Origin of the sequence: Paenibacillus sp. FSL R5-0887 (assembly GCF_038002305.1) — a bacterium.
GTDB classification, from domain to species: Bacteria; Bacillota; Bacilli; order Paenibacillales; family Paenibacillaceae; genus Paenibacillus_AQ; species Paenibacillus_AQ odorifer.
On record NZ_JBBOCE010000001.1, the window covers coordinates 2,408,697 to 2,424,555 of the forward strand.

The window sequence follows — 15,859 nt, forward strand, 5'->3', positions numbered from 1 at the left end:
TGATGTGAAATATTCGATTCCCAATATGATCAAACCCAAAATAAAGATGATGATACCAATCACAAGCGGAAAACCTAAAGCTAAACTATGAATCGATTTTACAAATATACCGTTAATTAACGATTACAGCGAGGTGTGTTTATAAAATTCTATTTTTATAGCTAATTCAACGGTTTCCTTATGCTTCTAATTTACGTGACAGCTCCTTAATTAACTCGATCTCTCGTAAAACCATACTTCGGGTGTAAAAATAGAGCTCCTCAGAGTAATCCATATCTTCACTATTGCCAACTACTTTGGATAACTGCTGTAAATGGTCCAGCTTTTCGTTCATATAAGTCTCTCTGTAATCAAGCAATCTTCTACGTGTCTCCTGATCCAAAAGCTCATAATAAGCAAGACGAATAGACCATTCATTATCAATTCGAATAGTCTCCAGCGTAAATTCTGTTAAGCAGGTGTTAAACCGCTCCTCACCCTCAGTAGTTATAGAATATACATAACGTTTAGGCCGGCGTTCCTGAATTTCCGTTTTTTTGATTACCCATTTTCGCTTTTCAAATAATTTCAGCTTTGGATAAAGCGAGTTATTGTTTACGATTTTATCATTGCCCATTACAAAAATAATGTTTTTTTTAATTTCATAACCATGTTTGGCCCCTTTCATTAATTGGGCCAGAATCAAAACTTCAATATCCATAATCATCCTCCGGGCTTCCGGAATACGTATCCGGTTCATCATTTTCTTATATTACCTCAATTACTACATTCCTGCCAAATCACTCGTGATTTTTTGCACATACTTTCACCCTGATCTTTCGCTAATATAGGTTAAAATAACCTATTTATTTTTAACCTATATGTAGAGAGGAAGTTATCGTATGGAATTCACACATCTATTTAGCAAGGGCACAATCGGAAATATGGAGCTTAGGAACCGGGTCATTTTACCAGCGATGGGCACGAAAATGAACGCGCCGGGTGGATACGTCAGTGATCGTCTGATTGATTACCATGTAGCACGAGCTAAAGGCGGCAACGGCTTAAATACTGTAGAAGTAACAACTATTCACCCAACGGCGGCCTCCGATGATGCTCCTGCCCTTTATGATGATAAATTCATTCCAGGTATGGCTCAATTAGCATTAGCTATTCGAGAGGCAGGAGGCAAAAGCTGTCTGCAGTTATGGCATGGAGGTAAAGTAACTCCCAACCTAATTCAGGTTTCCTCTTCACCTGTTCCGTTTGAAGGCGTGACTCATATACCACGTGAACTAACGCATCATGAAGTCGGCGAGATGGTTCAAGCTTACGCAGATACAGCATTACGTGCGAAGAAAGCCGGATTTGACAGTGTGGAATTCCATGCCGGACATGGTTATTTGCCCCAACAATTTCTAAGTCCTGCAATGAATTTTCGTCAGGATGAGTACGGCGGTTCTTGGGAGAATCGCTGCCGCTTCCCGCTGGCTTGTATCCGGGCTATCCGGAAAGCGGTTGGACCTGGGTTCCCTATCTTGATGAGAATCTCTGCGATTGAGGATCTACCGGGCGGACTTACGCTGGAAGATATGAAGCTCTTCTCAAAGCTCGCTGAAGAAGCTGGAATTGATGCTATTAATGTATCTCGTGGGGTCCCTGCTGGCGCTGCAATTAAATATGAAGTACCACCGATCGATTTACCTGTAGGCTTCAATGTAGATAACGCAGCACAAATTAAATCTGTGGTTAACATCCCTGTTATTGCCGTAGGCCGTATTAATGATCCAGCAATTGCAGACCGGATTATTGCGGAGGGTTTGGCTGATTTTGTAGCCATTGGGCGTGCGCAGCTGGCAGATCCGGAATTCTGCAATAAAGCTTTAGCCGGACGTGCAGACACGATCGTTAAATGTGTGGGTTGCGATCAAGGCTGCTTCGATGGATTCGTGAATCCTAATGTTCCATTTATCAGCTGTGTGTTTAATCCTGCAACCGGTCGTGAAAGTGAATATGAATTGCAGCAAACGGGTATCCCCAAAAAAGTACTTATTGCTGGTGGTGGCCCTGGCGGATTAGAAGCAGCTGTCACCCTGAAACGACGTGGGCATCATCCAATATTATGCGAAAAAAATGACATTCTGGGCGGACAGCTTTATATTGCCGGTGCCGCACCACGTAAAGAGGAAATGGCTGCAGCCGCTCTGAATATGGGAGAAACCGCTAAACGTGAAGGTGTAGACATTCGAATGAATACAGAGGTTACACCTGAATTAATCCAAGAAATTGCGCCAGATGAGGTCATTCTTGCAATCGGATCTTCTCCTATTATTCCGCCTGTGGAAGGCATCGACAGTTCACATGTGGTCAATTCACATGATGTGTTATGGGGAACGGTTCATCCAGAAGGAAGAGTCGTTATTATCGGCGGTGGTTTAGTGGGGCTTGAGGTCGCAGAACTGCTTGTAGAGCGCGGACATCAAATCACTGTAGTTGAAATGCAAGCTGATGTTGCTAATGATCTAGGGCTTCTGCGTAAAATCTGTGTCATGGAAAGTCTATATGGACATGGCGTTGAATTAATGACCAACAGCAAATGTATGGCGATTCAAGGGGATAGCGTAATTGTTGAAAAAGACGGCGAACGTCACAGCCTACCTGCTGATTATGTAGTAATTGCTGTAGGTTCACGCGCCCTCAACAAACAACCCCTTCAGGACTTCTTGGAGGAAAGCTCCATCCCTTATCATGTAATTGGCGATGCGGTGCAAGCGCGTAGAGCGCTGAATGCGATTTGGGAAGGCGCTGAATTAGCTAGACGAATCTAATTAAGCTAACTATATGCTTCATGAAAATAACCCGGCAGGTCCGCCCTGCCGGGTTATTTTTTACTCAGAGTGCATTCGTGAGGGGCTATTCGGTAATCGGTATCCACTCCCCATTCACCCTTCACCCTTCACCCTTCACCCTTCACCCTTCACCCTTCACCCTTCACCCTTCACCCTTCACCCTTCACCCTTCACCCTTCACCCATTATGCCGTTCGGACTCAGGAGACGCTATTGAGCTAAAAATAGCCTTTTTACGAATCTATCGGACCCAGATGCCGCTATTCCGCAAAAATAGGGGTCAAAAGAGGTGCTGCGACGGGAATAACTGCATTGGAGTCCGAAAAGCTCAGCAAATCAGCATTTAGGTGCTAATAAGTGCAACGGTGTCCGTTAGCGAGAGAGATGCGCACAAAAGTATGGTAAGAAAGATGAAAATGGTGAGAATGTCAAGAATGATCAGATTGGTGAGAATAGTGAAATACTCATCTCAATGAACCACTCACATTCATTTTGAGTATTGGCACCCAATAAATGCGGCATATCGCTCAGCTTCTTTAAGTACCAACTTTTCCGTATCGCCCAGCTCGGCAAAAGGATGGATCATAATCTCAATCCCCTTGGTCTTTAGGGTTCTTTTCCATGTACCCACCACCTGACCCTCCACAACAATCGTCGGAAGAAAAACACCATTATTCCCCGGAACTATTAAAGGAGCAACGTCGGGCTCTAGAACGGCACTTCGGTCTTTATAACCCAGAATGTACTCATCAAAACCCGGAAGCAGATGAACGCCCGAGTCCTCAGCAGCTGGCTCTAGCCGATGAGAGGACATCCAATACTCACTGCCATCAATAACCTCTGATTGCAGTTGACTTTTGGCCGCTTCCAGACCTCTTCTAGCATCGGTAAGGGTTATGCCTGCCCACCAAGCAAAATCCTGAACAGTTGCAAAACCATGTCCAGTGAAATATCTCCGAGCGAGTTCATACAATGACTCATCGTAAGAAATGAAGCTAGAATAAAAAGTGGACAGTAGTTAACAGACTGGCGATAATGAGTCCACGGAGGTGTGTTCACATGGGAGAACATCGACAACGGTATAACGAAGAATTTAAAAAACAGACAGTGCAGTTCATTCAAGAGCAAACAAAGACAGTGGGCGACTTGGCGGAAGAGCTCAACATCCCAAAAAGTACCCTGCATCAATGGATGAGCCAGTATCGAGAACTAAAGAATGAACCGGCGGCTAGCATGGATCGAGTACGGGAACTCGAGGCACAGTTGAAAGAAATGAGCCGTCAACTTCAAGAAAAAGATAACAAGATTGCCAATGTGGAAGAGGAATTAGCGATCGTAAAAAAAGCAGTGCACATCTTCAGCAAACCAAGGAACTGAGATTCCAGTTTATTGAAAAACATCGCTCCGAGTTTCTCTTGGAGAAGATGTGCATGACCCTACATGTGTCACGGAGCGGGTACTACAAGTGGCGGACAGAAAAAACCAGTACGCATATGCTTCGTAAGGCTGCGATAATGAAGCGAATTCAGTATCATTTTGCAGACCATCAAAAGCGGTATGGGAGTCCGAAGATCACCCGCCTGTTACATCAAGAAGGTTATACCGTTACCGAACGCACGGTGAGTGTGTATATGCGACATATGAAGCTTCGCTCCATTGTCTCCAAAACGTATCGCGTACAGACCACTGACTCCAATCATGACCATCCAATTGCCCCGAATACGCTGAACCAGCAATTTAAAATACTCAAACCCAATTCAGTATGGGTTACCGACATTACGTACATTCCTTGCCGGGGAGGGCGCTTGTACCTGGCAAGTGTGATGGACCTTTGCACGCGCGAAATCGTGGGGTGGCGCTTGGAGAACCATATGGAAACTAGCTTGATTTCGGGCGCTTTACAAGATGCTTACGAAGCTAAACAACCGGAAAAAGGTCTATTACATCACTCCGATAGAGGTTCTCAATATACTTCTCATGAATACACGAAGCAGTTGAAAGCGTATGGCATGGAGTCCAGCATGAGCCGCAGAGGTAACTGTTATGATAACGCCTGTATCGAGTCGTGGCACAGCATTTTGAAAAAGGAGCTCATTTATTGTAATCCGCGATTCAAAACTAAGGAGCAAGCCTACCAGACACTTTTTCAATATATTGAGTTTTACTATAACCGCAAGCGAATGCATGGCGCGCTGGGGTATCTTTCTCCAGTTCGTTTTGCTGAGCAATTGACTAGAATGTCTGTTGCGTGACTGTCCACTTTCTTGACAGAGGTCCAAAAGTTCTCGAAACTGTGGCACCCATTCCTCTAACAAAACAATCGTTTGCTGCTTACCATTCATCGGTCCGAAACAAATCAACCCTTGGTACGCAACATTCCACAACATATGATAACCACGCTGGTTCCCCGTGTGAATACCTTCTTCTTCTATTAGCTGAAGTAAAAGAGCACGATCTAGCTGCATTCCACCTTGTAAAGCATTAACTATAATATGTCTACAACGTTCTAGTGTCTGATCATCTAGCCCAAGCTCTGCATTCCGCCGCTTTGTTTGTCCTGCTAAACGCGGCACAGATAGCTGATGCATCCACTTTACATCTTCCGGGGGGACAAAATGAAGCGTACCTCGCAGCGTCCAATTCAGAATCATCTTGCGATCAGCGATAGCACGCTCTATATCAGCTAAACTCGAAGATGGAGTACGTAACCCGATCGCCCACATCGCCTGCATGTAATCCTGCGCCTGTACTGCCCCTAATTCTTTAACGACCTGTTCGGGCTTGATTAGCTTGGAATCAACGATCTTCTGGTTATATAAACGTTGCGCAGCTAACATTTTATTCGTCACACTTTGCCTCCTTAAGTGATCCTTCTCAAACCATCTTATTGGAATAATTTTAATATAATTTTTTCCAATCTCATAGTTTTTCTTATTTCTTAGCTGTGGCCCGTCTTACGGCTGGTGCGACTACCGATCCCAACAAATCAATGATTTGCTCAACCTGAGCATAAGGTAAACCACCAATATCAATCTGAGCCAGAAAACGATTGTGTCCGTACAGCTCATGTTGATAAAGGATTTTTTCAATAACCTGTTGTGGGCTGCCTACGAGCAGCGCATTTCTCACACTCATGGCTTCAGCAAATTGGTCTTTAGGGTACGCTGATCCACGAAGCTCTTTCATCATGTGATTTAAATAAGGGTAATAGTTACGGAACGCTTGCTGTGAATCTTTATCGATATATAAAAGGGTGGTTGTACCCACCGGCAGCTCAGCCGGATTAAAACCTGATTGTGCGGCAACTTGACGATACATATTCACAGAGGTCTTGAACGCTGAAGCAGGTCCACCTAAAACAGCCAGCATCATCGGGATGCCCATTCTTCCTGCCTTAACTGCACTTGCCGGAGGTCCTCCAACCGCTCTCCAGATGGGCAGTTTACCACTCAGTGGCTTCGGAAAAATCTCCATATCATTTAGAGCAGGACGGAATTGCCCTTCCCAAGTAATTCTTTTTTCGTTATTTATTTTCATAAGCAATTCAATCTTCTCTTCGAACAATTCTTCATAATCCCTCACGTCATATCCGAACAGTTCATAAGCTCCTAATCGTGATCCACGTCCAGCAACAATCTCTGCTCTGCCTCCGGATAACAAATCCAATGTCGAAAATTCTTCATGTACACGTATAGGATCCGCTGTGCTCAATACAGTCGCTGAACTGATGAGTTTGATTCGTTCCGTTGCGTTTGCTATAGCTCCAAGTACGACCGATGCTGCTGAAGTAATAAATTTCGGCTGATGACTCTCCCCCACTCCAAACACATCTAATCCAGCATCCTCTGCTAATTTGGCGGCAGCAATGATCTCTTGAATCCGTTGTCGTTCACTGATTGATTTACCTGTTAAGGCATCTGCAACATGATCACCTAATGTGTATAAACCTATTTCTAAACCCTTATTCTCGTCGATTCTATATTGTTCCATCATGATGATGTCCTACTTTCTTCGCTGTATTATTGGATAGGATGAAGCTTCGATGCAATCTCTTCCCGGCGTTCTTCCAGAAAAGAAGGCAAGGTCAAATTCTCGCCCAATGTGTCAAAAGATTCATCAATCTCAAACCCTGGACCATCTGTAGCAAGCTCGAAAAGAATATGGTTCGGATCACGGAAATACAAGGAATGGAAGTAATAACGATCAATGACCCCTGTGTTCTTGAACCCTGCAGCTGTGATTTTAGCAGCCCATGCGGTTAATTCTTCCAGATCCTTCACTCTTATAGCCACATGATGGATACTCCCTCTTCCCGGTCTTTCCCGGTCTTGATCATTAACTTCTTTGAGCTGAAGTTCAGTGTACAAGCCGCCTTTAGCTGTTTCATAAATATCCACCATTACCTTCGGGTCACCCATGGATGGCACTCTACGAACTTGTGTATAGCCTAAAATATCCTCCAAAACAGCCTTTGTACGGCTAGCCTCACGAACAGTCAATTCAACGGGACCCAATCCAACAATGGCATATTGTGGTGGAATATCATCAGTAATCCAAGGTTCTACCAGCTGAGTCACATTATCTTTTTCTGCGGACACCAGATGAACCGTTAATTCATCACTATCCTGAAAAGTAAGCGAATTGCGCTCCTCTATACTTACGATAGCTTCATGAGCGACTTCAAATGTATCTAATCTGCTAGCCCAATATACTAAAGCCTCATCGCTAGGAACGAGAAGAGAGATTGCAGAAATACTGTTCGTTCCTTTCCGGGTCTGGCCTGCATTTGGCATTTCAAAAAAGGATACCTCGGTGCCTGGAGCGCCATTAGAGTTGCCATAGAATAAATGGTACATGGTTGGATCGTCCTGATTTACGGTTTTTTTGACAAGTCTTAGTCCCAGTACTTCTGTATAAAACCATAGGTTTTGTTTAGCGTCTTTAGTAATCATTGATACATGATGTTGTCCGGTTATTTGTGGTTGGCTCATTTTAATTTCCTCCTAATATAATTATGGTTTACTAGTAAACTGATGCTGAAAAAAGGAAGCTTTATTCAGAATAAAGCTTTTACAATACTACTGAACTCCTCGTGGAATCCGATTCTCATTCAGGCTATGACGGTGAATCTTCTTAAGCATGCTGTAAAATACTTTCTTCTCGTCGTCCGTCAGTGGATCGAATAACGAAGCTTGGAAATCCGATTGCAAAGGAAGCACCTTCTCGATAAGCGCCTGGCCCTTTTCAGTTAAAGAAATATACTTCACCTTCCAATCCTGCTTGCGTTCAATCCATCCTTCTTTTTCTAATCTGCCAAGCATATGTGATACTCCACCTTTAGTAATGGTTAAATGCTCGGCCATTTCCATCTGTGTCACAGGCTGATGTAATAGTATTTGTACTAACGCATCAAACTGGCTAACCGTTAAATCAAACTGCTTCAAGAACTCATTGGAAAGATCGTTACTATTGTCATAAACTCTTACCAGCCGCAGCCAGATCAATAAGCTTAGTTTGTTGTCTTCAGTGAATCCATTGTCTCGCATTATACCACATCCATTGCTTTGGAATTGGATCTATTTGATTATCAGTTTACTAGTAATCTGATGTGAAGTCAAATTTCGTATTAACTTAAGAAATAGAGAAGCACAGATAAACCATTACTAAACATGTGCGCGCCTATAGGCACTAATATATTTTTTCTCTTCTCATATAGGTAGGCAAAGATTAATCCAGCAGCCATATAGGAGAAGATATTCCACATTTCATTATAGTTGCTCTGGAACACCACGGCTCTATAGACATGCTGGAAGCCAAATAAAAAGGAGGATATCAGATAAGCCAGAAGACGACTCTTCCTGCGGATCGTTCTAAAAATGGTAACCCGATATACTAATTCTTCAATCACGGGGCCAATCCATACCACGTTCACTGTAAAAATAAATGGATACGAGGACAACATTGCCCGTAAATCCACCTCATTAACAGACTTTGTAATAGGATGAAAAATGGAAATTAGTGTGGGAATCAACATACTTCCGATGATAATAATCAAACAAAGTCCCCAAACCATCCATAACATATTACGGACCCAGTATTGTCTGAAATCATGAATAGCTTGTTTATAGAATCCCCTAAAACCTATAATCACTCCTATGTAGATCAGACTATTCAACATTAAGGCCATTCGATTTTGTTGTTCTGGCTGCCAAATAAAAACATGGTTAAGAATCCCCATAACCGGCCTGATCAAGAGATTGGAGAACAATCCTAAAAAGTACATTACTGCTAATATAACGCCGAAGATCAATTGCCTTTTACTTGATTTTTCATCAATCATTATAATCTATTCCCCCAAGTAAAATTGTTAATAGACTGAATATCAACCATTTTAGCATTGGGAAATTTCATACGACTTAATGTAATCTTACATAGACCTTAAATTTGCCGGTTCAGCTCAATTATAATTTCAAACTGGTTATCTTGCGTATTCAGCTGAACAGTCCCTCCATGAGCAGCTATTATTTTTTGAACAATGAGTAGCCCTAATCCAGAACCTGCCGGGTTCAATGCTGATGGTTGGCCGTAATTAATAAAAGTAAGCTTGGCTCCATCATTCACCTTTTCCAGCACAACTTGAAACGTAGAACCTTGCTCCTGATAAGCGATGGCATTATAAAGCAGGTTTGAGAATACTCGATTCATTCTTTTTTTATCAAACTGTAGATTTATTTCTTCTGGCTCGATTACAAAATCAGGGATCAGACCCGCAGCCTCAAGCTCGGGCAACATATGTATCATTTCTTCTCTCAAGTATTCTGAGAAATCATCTGTTGTAACATCCAAGCGGAATTCGGGACTTTCCATTCTCGATAATTCGAACAAATCCTGAATCAATACATTGGCACGGATACTATTTTCGTATATTATTTTGGCAAATTCCAAATGTTCTATCCGACCGCTCACCTGTTCTTTTAGTTCAAGCTCTGCGTAACCCATAATACTTGTTAATGGATTTTTTAAATCATGGGATATATCCAATATTAGATTTTTTCGATTGTTTTCACTCTGTTCTTTTAACGAGGTCTGGATCTGAATCACTTCTGCCATATGATTAAAAGCCTGCTCCAGTTGACTAAACTCCCGATTCCCGCCTACCTGCACTCTTGCTGAATAATCCCCATTCTTAACCTTTTTAACAGCAGCGGACAACTGGTCTAAGGGTTTAATGAAACTAACCGCCGTAATTCTCGCATAAATCATCGTGCTTAGAATCAGAATCAACAAATAACCTAACCCAATAAACCCAAGCATTTGAAGGGTATGATCCTGCATAGGTGAATCTGAATTCCAATGGAAACTGCCTGTCATTTTCACTTGTATAGGTAAAGAGACGATCAGCCAAAATTGTTCCTGCTCATTATATTCAACAGTGATCATATCTTTGTTAGCGCCAGTATTCATTAGAAAATCCGTAAATTCTTTGACACTAATCTGCTTGGACGTAAATGGATTGTTGCCAATGGAGTGTATGACTTCGTAATTGGAATTCACAACCTGTAAACTGCCCCCGACATCATTAACAACACTAGTGTCAATTCTTTGATAGTCATTTTGCATAAGCTTAGCAGCCGTTAACTGATTATAAATAATGTCCTTAGATCCCAGCCTGTTCATGCAAAACAAAGCAACAATCACCAATATCGTTATAACCGTTGTTATAAGAAAGATCGCGATATAGTTTTTTAACAATTGATAGGATATATTTTGTTTTCTCATCTTATTTACCTGGGTTGTAGAATTTGTAACCTAGTCCACGCACTGTAACGATATATTCGGGATGGTGTGGGTCCCGTTCGATCTTATTCCTTAGACGGCTGATGGTAACCATAATCGTATTATTATCACTATAGAAATCTTCTTCCCACGCCGCTGCATATAACTTTTTGGGCGTAAAAATTTGATTAGGACTCTGCATCAGACATTGTAATACCTTATATTCCTTGGCATTTAGAAGAACTGGACTTTCATTTATGTACAACATACATTCCTTTAAATTCAGCTTCAATTCTCTATGTTGGATTGTTTCTTCAGTTATCGATTGGCTAAGATCGTATACATTTCTTCGTCTCAGCTGCGCCTCAACCCTAGCCACAAGCTCTGAAGCACTAAATGGCTTCACCATATAATCGTCTGCTCCAAGGCCTAAGCCCACTATCTTATCAATTTCTTCACCGCGGGCAGTTAACAAGATAACCGGAATATGGCTTTTCTCTCTTATCTGTCGCAGCAGATTAAGCCCATCAAGCTTGGGCATTACAATATCCAGAATGGCAAGATTTATTTCATGTTGATTAACAACCTCTAAAGCCTCAATGCCATCCTTGGCTTCGAATACTCGATAGGATCGATCTTCTAAATGTATTTTCACTAGTTTTCTTATATCAGTTTCATCTTCAGCAATCAGTATATTCATCGCTTAATTCCCCTAACTATTCTCAAATAGCTGAGTCTTTTCACTCAGTATAACTTGCCAATACCACTTCGGTATATAAAGCCTAAAGAATACATCTGGAACATCATGATTAAAATACCCATGGATTCAACCTGATGCGAACTCTGGACTCGTTAGTGCACACCAAGGAATGCGATTAAATTCCTCCCAAGGATCACCATAATCAAATCTATCCTTTGACCAGCCCTTATGAACCGGTTCAACTACCTCCCATGTAGAAGCATTCGGAATGTCACTAAAAAATGGAATCATTTCACGACCTCCTTTTAATCAAACTGCTTCACAAAATAGAAAAATTTTCTTATTTATTTCTCAGAAGATTATTTTATTCAATTGATGTTGGAACAACAATAGTGTATGATGCATAGTATAGATCGAATACTGTATGACACATAGTAAGTATAAACGACTTCGACGTCCTCTTAAGGACAGCAAGCGTTTAAACCAAAAATATAAGAACAATTTACAATTTATAAGAGATTATAAATCCTTATATTTTAAATAATGAGGTGGGTGAATGAGTACTTTATTAAATTCTTTAATCACAGAGCTTAGAAGAGGTACGTTAACGCTAGCCGTTTTAAGTCAATTACGAACACCCCAGTATGGATATTCGCTCGTTCAATTGTTGGAGGAATCCAGCATCATCATCGATCAAAGCACCCTATATCCATTACTTCGCCGACTAGAGAAACAGGAATTAGTGACGAGCAGCTGGGACACATCCGAGAGCAGACCCCGTAAGTATTATGTTCTAAGTGACTATGGCGTAGAGATTTTTTTACAGCTAAAGGAAGAATGGCTTAAGAATTCGAAAGAACTCTATGGCCTATTACAAGGGGAGGATGACCATGAAGCTGATTGAGATTTACATTCATGAAGTTACTCGGAGGTTACCAGAACAAAATCGGGAAGACATCGCATTAGAATTACGATCAACCATCGAGGATATGTTACCGGATGATTATGACGAAAAAGAGGTAAAAGCCGTCCTTGCAAAATTGGGCAATCCAGCTATTTTAGCTAGTGAGTACCGCGATCAGCCCATGTATCTCATCGGCCCACGCTATTTTGATTTATATGTTACGTTATTAAAAATGATTATACCCATCGCTGTAGTTGTTTCTTTAATCGCTCTGGTTGCTGATTACTTGATTGGCTACAGCGGCGATAAAACAGTTGCGGATATTGTTACTGCAGTTATAAGTACAGGAATTGGAACCTTTCTTGAAGTAGGCATCCAAGTCTTTTTTTGGATAACTGTTGTGTTCGCTATTATCGAACGGGCAGATAAAGGAAAGGAAGGTCATCCTCTTACTACAAAATTAAGGAAATGGACTCCTGATGATTTGAAGGATATCGCGCTTGTCCATAAGAAAAAAGCAATTACAAGCTTCGAAGTGTTCGGAAGTTTACTGTGGACTGCCATTTGGGCTACTGTTTATTTTAATGCTGAACACCTGATCAGAGTCTATAGAGGCGGTGAAGGCGCACTTAACTTCGTAGCCCCAGCTTTTAATCAGCATGTGTTACTTGATTATTGGCCTATTATTCTTATTGTGATCGGATTAGAAGTCGCATTAACTATATATAAATTAATCAAGAGACAATGGACTAGAGAATTAGCATTATGTAATACGGTCCTTGAGCTCATTGTACTTATTGTATTCGCTGTTATCCTTATAAATCCGAGTGTATTCAACCAAGAATTTATTAATTACATGTCTAATTTATTAAACACTACAGCTAACCAATTTGAAACGGGACTAGTAGGTGGAGGAATAGCAATCTTGATTTTAGTCGCGGTCCTCAATATATATGAGGGCTTCCGCAAGGCTCGCCTTTAGTATTCACAGAACGGCGATTCTCCTGTTATTTGGAGAATCGCCGCTTTGTTTTCTGACTCGTTGAATGCCTGCTTCAAATGCTTCAACAACTTCAACATTGTCACCTCCCTCTGAGAGTTGCGGACCCAGATGACGTTATTTGCACATTTTCTGCCTTTGGAACAGGGCTTCGGACTCCAATGACGCTATTCCCTAGAATCAGCTCCAAATCGGGGGTGTTTCAAGGCAATAGCGGCTATGCGGTCCGTTGGCATCCCAAAAGTGCGATATTTCTGGGTTTAGAGACATCTGTGTCCGATAGGTGTTTCGTATGTGCAAATGTGGGCGAAGAATACGAAAAAAAGGAGTTGTCTCAGCAGCCATTCAGGGCATATGGGACAACTCCTTCTGATTTAATTAAATAGTTCAAGCTCGATAACCGTATCCATCTCATCAGGTAACATCGCGCCTTTTAATGTAATAAAAGCTCCACCGTCAACATCCGAATATTCCTCAGCCATCCACGGCACCTCCACCTTTAGCTCGGTACCATCACGTAGTAATCTTGCCTTTTTAATCTTCCCTTTCAGACCTTGGAAATAGATCGGGCCAATTCCACGGTCGTAGACATGCGCATACAATTTATTGCCCTTTTGCGTATAACGTCCCCACTCCGGCTTAGGTAGCAAAGACTTCCCGCATCCATAAATACTATCTCCATTAAGGCGCATCCACTCCCCAACTTCGTCAAGGATAACCAGGGATTCCCGCGTCATTTCACCTTTGGCATCTGGTCCAACATTGAGGAGCAGGTTACCATTCTTACTGATACATTCGACCATCGTACGGATGACTTGCTTGGTCGATTTATAATTCTTATCCTCGGAATGATAACCCCAGTTGTCATTCAGGGTAATGCAGGCTTCCCAAGGGATGGATTGGCCGTTTACGTCAACAATGCCGCCAGGCGGAATGATCTGCTCGGGGGAGAAGAAATCACCAGCATACTCCTCAGGTTCTGCCGCACGAATATTGCCACCTAATCGATTGTCGATAATAATATCAGGTTGTATGGAACGAATCATCCGGATAAGCTCCGTCGCCTTCCACTTCTCCCCTGTCATATTATCGTAGGAGAAGTCAAACCACATAATGTCGATTTTACCGTAATTGGTGAGCAGTTCCTTTACTTGCCCATGCATATACTCCAAGTATCTATCGAAATCAATCGGCTTATCTTTGACCGCTTCGTTATCCCGATCAGGATGTGCCTTATCTCCATAACCGGGATAATCCTCATGGTGCCAGTCTATGATAGAGTAATATAGACCTACTGCAATCCCTTCAGCACGGAAAGCGTCTACATATTCCCGCACTAGATCACGTCCAGCGGGCGTATTAGTCGCTTTGAAATCAGTCAGCTTACTATCGAACAGACAGAACCCGTCATGATGTTTGGTCGTAAGCACAGCATATTTCTGACCCGCAGCTTTGGCTGCACTTGCCCATTTCTTCGGGTCATATCGAGAGGCGTCAAATTCATCGAAATACGTCATGTAATGCTCTCTACTCATCCGCTCGTTGCCGCGTATCCATTCCCCTCTAGCAGGAATTGAATATAATCCCCAATGGATAAACATCCCGAACCTATCCTGTAAGAACCATTTCGTTCTTTCTTCTCTTGTACCCATCTCTCCAACTCCTCCGTTAATGAAAGCTGTGATCAATCATTCACTCCACCTAAGCGGTATGAAATAATGCAGCTGCTCCAATTAGGCCTACATCGTCTTTGAGCGCGGCAGGTTCAATTGTAAAAGTACCCTTATAAGGATCCATGATAAATAGCTCCGTCTTCTCCACCAGTGCAGGGAATAACAAATCTCCAGCCTTACTCACGCCTCCACCGATCACGATCCGATCAGGATTGAACGTATGTACTGCATTGGCTAGACCTAGTGCCATATAATGAATACTCCGGTCAATAACCTCGACGGCCACGGGATCGTTAAGTGCCATGGCTTCAAATACGTGCCGCGAAGTAATTTTTTCTCCATTTATATTAGCCAGTTCCGTAATCATCGACGGTCTGCTCTCCATACTTCGCAGCGCCATATCCCGAATCGCTGTGCCCGAAGCGAAAACTTCCCAGCAGCCGAATCTTCCACAGCTGCATTCCGTTCCGTTCGGGTCAATAATATTATGACCTAGTTCACCAGCAAATGAATTTTTGCCAAGAAGCAGCTTGCCGTCAATGACGATACCTGCTCCAATCCCTGTGCTAAAGGTAACATAAACCATGTTGTCTGCACCTTTGCCAGCACCTCGGACATACTCGCCCCAAGCCGCAGCGTTCGCATCATTCACTACCTTTACTTCAACGCCTAGCTCCAACTCCATCCAGTGCTTCAGTGGAACATTGTCCCACTCCGGAAGATTGGTGCCGTGAATAACGATCCCGTCCTGGCTATTTACAGCTCCGGGAGAAGCCAGACCCACTCCTGTGAGTGGTCGCCCTTCGGATACGGAGCGGATCATATCGATCATTCGCTGCACCACTTCTTTAGCGGTACGTGCCCCAGCCGTTTCCATCAATTCCCGTTTCAATACGGTCCCCTTTGAATCAAACAATGCTGCGGCAATTTTTGTGCCTCCTAAATCGATTCCAACTACGTAGCTATCAACCTTCTGCAT

Annotated in this window: 16 protein-coding genes and 1 pseudogene; 5 read left to right on the top strand and 12 right to left on the bottom strand. The window is 42.5% G+C overall.

Features of this window, described 5'->3' with window-relative positions:
- Positions 1–178 precede the first annotated feature (178 nt).
- Positions 179–700: a PadR family transcriptional regulator gene (locus MKY14_RS10895; RefSeq protein WP_036688994.1), complete on the bottom strand. Its 522-nt coding sequence runs from the start codon at positions 698–700 to the stop codon at positions 179–181.
- 181 nt (positions 701–881) lie between these two features.
- On the opposite strand from MKY14_RS10895, the gene baiCD reads away from it, so the two are divergent.
- Complete coding sequence (gene baiCD / locus MKY14_RS10900) at positions 882–2,807, top strand: bile acid Fe-S flavoenzyme BaiCD (RefSeq protein ID WP_340976471.1); 1,926 nt, start codon at positions 882–884, stop codon at positions 2,805–2,807.
- Between the two features lie 507 nt (positions 2,808–3,314).
- Here baiCD and MKY14_RS10905 read toward each other — a convergent pair.
- Positions 3,315–3,800, bottom strand: a complete 486-nt coding sequence (locus tag MKY14_RS10905) for a winged helix DNA-binding domain-containing protein (RefSeq protein ID WP_340976473.1) — start codon at positions 3,798–3,800, stop codon at positions 3,315–3,317.
- 86 nt (positions 3,801–3,886) lie between these two features.
- Between MKY14_RS10905 and MKY14_RS10910 the strand changes: the two genes are divergently transcribed.
- Positions 3,887–4,204 (top strand): transposase, encoded by a 318-nt coding sequence (locus MKY14_RS10910; RefSeq protein ID WP_340976474.1) that lies wholly within the window; start codon positions 3,887–3,889, stop codon positions 4,202–4,204.
- Positions 4,205–4,215: 11 nt separating this feature from the next.
- Positions 4,216–5,079 (top strand): IS3 family transposase, encoded by an 864-nt coding sequence (locus MKY14_RS30810; protein WP_256715073.1) that lies wholly within the window; start codon positions 4,216–4,218, stop codon positions 5,077–5,079.
- Between the two features lie 48 nt (positions 5,080–5,127).
- On the opposite strand, the pseudogene MKY14_RS30815 reads toward MKY14_RS30810, so the two are convergent.
- The 8 genes and pseudogenes from MKY14_RS30815 to MKY14_RS10950 form a co-directional block, all read right to left on the bottom strand.
- A pseudogene (locus MKY14_RS30815) lies at positions 5,128–5,664 on the bottom strand (DNA glycosylase AlkZ-like family protein); the annotation flags it as partial.
- A gap of 94 nt (positions 5,665–5,758) precedes the next feature.
- A complete protein-coding gene (locus MKY14_RS10920; protein ID WP_340010652.1) occupies positions 5,759–6,820 on the bottom strand; it encodes an LLM class flavin-dependent oxidoreductase in 1,062 nt (353 codons plus the stop codon).
- Positions 6,821–6,846: 26 nt separating this feature from the next.
- Positions 6,847–7,818: a ring-cleaving dioxygenase gene (locus tag MKY14_RS10925; protein ID WP_076190569.1), complete on the bottom strand. Its 972-nt coding sequence runs from the start codon at positions 7,816–7,818 to the stop codon at positions 6,847–6,849.
- A gap of 87 nt (positions 7,819–7,905) precedes the next feature.
- On the bottom strand, positions 7,906–8,373 hold the full coding sequence (locus MKY14_RS10930; RefSeq protein WP_076190567.1) for a MarR family winged helix-turn-helix transcriptional regulator: 468 nt from the start codon (positions 8,371–8,373) through the stop codon (positions 7,906–7,908).
- Between the two features lie 80 nt (positions 8,374–8,453).
- Positions 8,454–9,167, bottom strand: a complete 714-nt coding sequence (locus MKY14_RS10935; protein ID WP_340010654.1) for a CPBP family intramembrane glutamic endopeptidase — start codon at positions 9,165–9,167, stop codon at positions 8,454–8,456.
- A gap of 98 nt (positions 9,168–9,265) precedes the next feature.
- Positions 9,266–10,606 carry a sensor histidine kinase gene (locus MKY14_RS10940; protein ID WP_340010656.1) on the bottom strand — a complete coding sequence of 447 codons (1,341 nt, stop codon included), beginning with the start codon at positions 10,604–10,606 and terminating at the stop codon, positions 9,266–9,268.
- A 1-nt stretch (position 10,607) separates the two neighbouring features.
- Positions 10,608–11,303, bottom strand: coding sequence for a response regulator transcription factor (locus MKY14_RS10945; protein ID WP_076105240.1), 696 nt, complete (start codon positions 11,301–11,303; stop codon positions 10,608–10,610).
- A gap of 126 nt (positions 11,304–11,429) precedes the next feature.
- A complete protein-coding gene (locus tag MKY14_RS10950) occupies positions 11,430–11,594 on the bottom strand; it encodes a hypothetical protein (RefSeq protein ID WP_175617275.1) in 165 nt (54 codons plus the stop codon).
- A 265-nt stretch (positions 11,595–11,859) separates the two neighbouring features.
- Between MKY14_RS10950 and MKY14_RS10955 the strand changes: the two genes are divergently transcribed.
- Together MKY14_RS10955 and MKY14_RS10960 are read left to right on the top strand one after the other, a co-directional pair.
- Complete coding sequence (locus MKY14_RS10955) at positions 11,860–12,207, top strand: PadR family transcriptional regulator (RefSeq protein WP_076129886.1); 348 nt, start codon at positions 11,860–11,862, stop codon at positions 12,205–12,207.
- Complete coding sequence (locus MKY14_RS10960) at positions 12,194–13,189, top strand: HAAS signaling domain-containing protein (protein WP_076129887.1); 996 nt, start codon at positions 12,194–12,196, stop codon at positions 13,187–13,189. Before MKY14_RS10955 ends, MKY14_RS10960 begins: the two co-directional genes overlap by 14 nt.
- A gap of 392 nt (positions 13,190–13,581) precedes the next feature.
- Here MKY14_RS10960 and MKY14_RS10965 read toward each other — a convergent pair whose 3' ends face one another.
- Positions 13,582–14,859: an alpha-L-fucosidase gene (locus tag MKY14_RS10965; RefSeq protein WP_076307753.1), complete on the bottom strand. Its 1,278-nt coding sequence runs from the start codon at positions 14,857–14,859 to the stop codon at positions 13,582–13,584.
- A 49-nt stretch (positions 14,860–14,908) separates the two neighbouring features.
- On the bottom strand, positions 14,909–15,859 hold the full coding sequence (locus tag MKY14_RS10970; protein ID WP_076307632.1) for an ROK family protein: 951 nt from the start codon (positions 15,857–15,859) through the stop codon (positions 14,909–14,911).

Bases quoted from the DNA above. Each gene is read 5' to 3' on its own strand.
- MKY14_RS10920 (WP_340010652.1), bottom strand. From the start codon at position 6,820: ATGATGGAACAATATAGAATCGACGAGAATAAGGGTTTAGAAATAGGT.
- MKY14_RS10955 (WP_076129886.1), top strand. From the start codon at position 11,860: ATGAGTACTTTATTAAATTCTTTAATCACAGAGCTTAGAAGAGGTACG.
- MKY14_RS10895 (WP_036688994.1), bottom strand. From the start codon at position 700: ATGGATATTGAAGTTTTGATTCTGGCCCAATTAATGAAAGGGGCCAAA.
- MKY14_RS10970 (WP_076307632.1), bottom strand. From the start codon at position 15,859: ATGCAGAAGGTTGATAGCTACGTAGTTGGAATCGATTTAGGAGGCACA.
- MKY14_RS10930 (WP_076190567.1), bottom strand. From the start codon at position 8,373: ATGCGAGACAATGGATTCACTGAAGACAACAAACTAAGCTTATTGATC.
- MKY14_RS10910 (WP_340976474.1), top strand. From the start codon at position 3,887: ATGGGAGAACATCGACAACGGTATAACGAAGAATTTAAAAAACAGACA.
- MKY14_RS10925 (WP_076190569.1), bottom strand. From the start codon at position 7,818: ATGAGCCAACCACAAATAACCGGACAACATCATGTATCAATGATTACT.
- MKY14_RS10935 (WP_340010654.1), bottom strand. From the start codon at position 9,167: ATGATTGATGAAAAATCAAGTAAAAGGCAATTGATCTTCGGCGTTATA.
- MKY14_RS10965 (WP_076307753.1), bottom strand. From the start codon at position 14,859: ATGGGTACAAGAGAAGAAAGAACGAAATGGTTCTTACAGGATAGGTTC.
- MKY14_RS10945 (WP_076105240.1), bottom strand. From the start codon at position 11,303: ATGAATATACTGATTGCTGAAGATGAAACTGATATAAGAAAACTAGTG.
- baiCD (WP_340976471.1), top strand. From the start codon at position 882: ATGGAATTCACACATCTATTTAGCAAGGGCACAATCGGAAATATGGAG.
- MKY14_RS10950 (WP_175617275.1), bottom strand. From the start codon at position 11,594: ATGATTCCATTTTTTAGTGACATTCCGAATGCTTCTACATGGGAGGTA.
- MKY14_RS10960 (WP_076129887.1), top strand. From the start codon at position 12,194: ATGAAGCTGATTGAGATTTACATTCATGAAGTTACTCGGAGGTTACCA.
- MKY14_RS10940 (WP_340010656.1), bottom strand. From the start codon at position 10,606: ATGAGAAAACAAAATATATCCTATCAATTGTTAAAAAACTATATCGCG.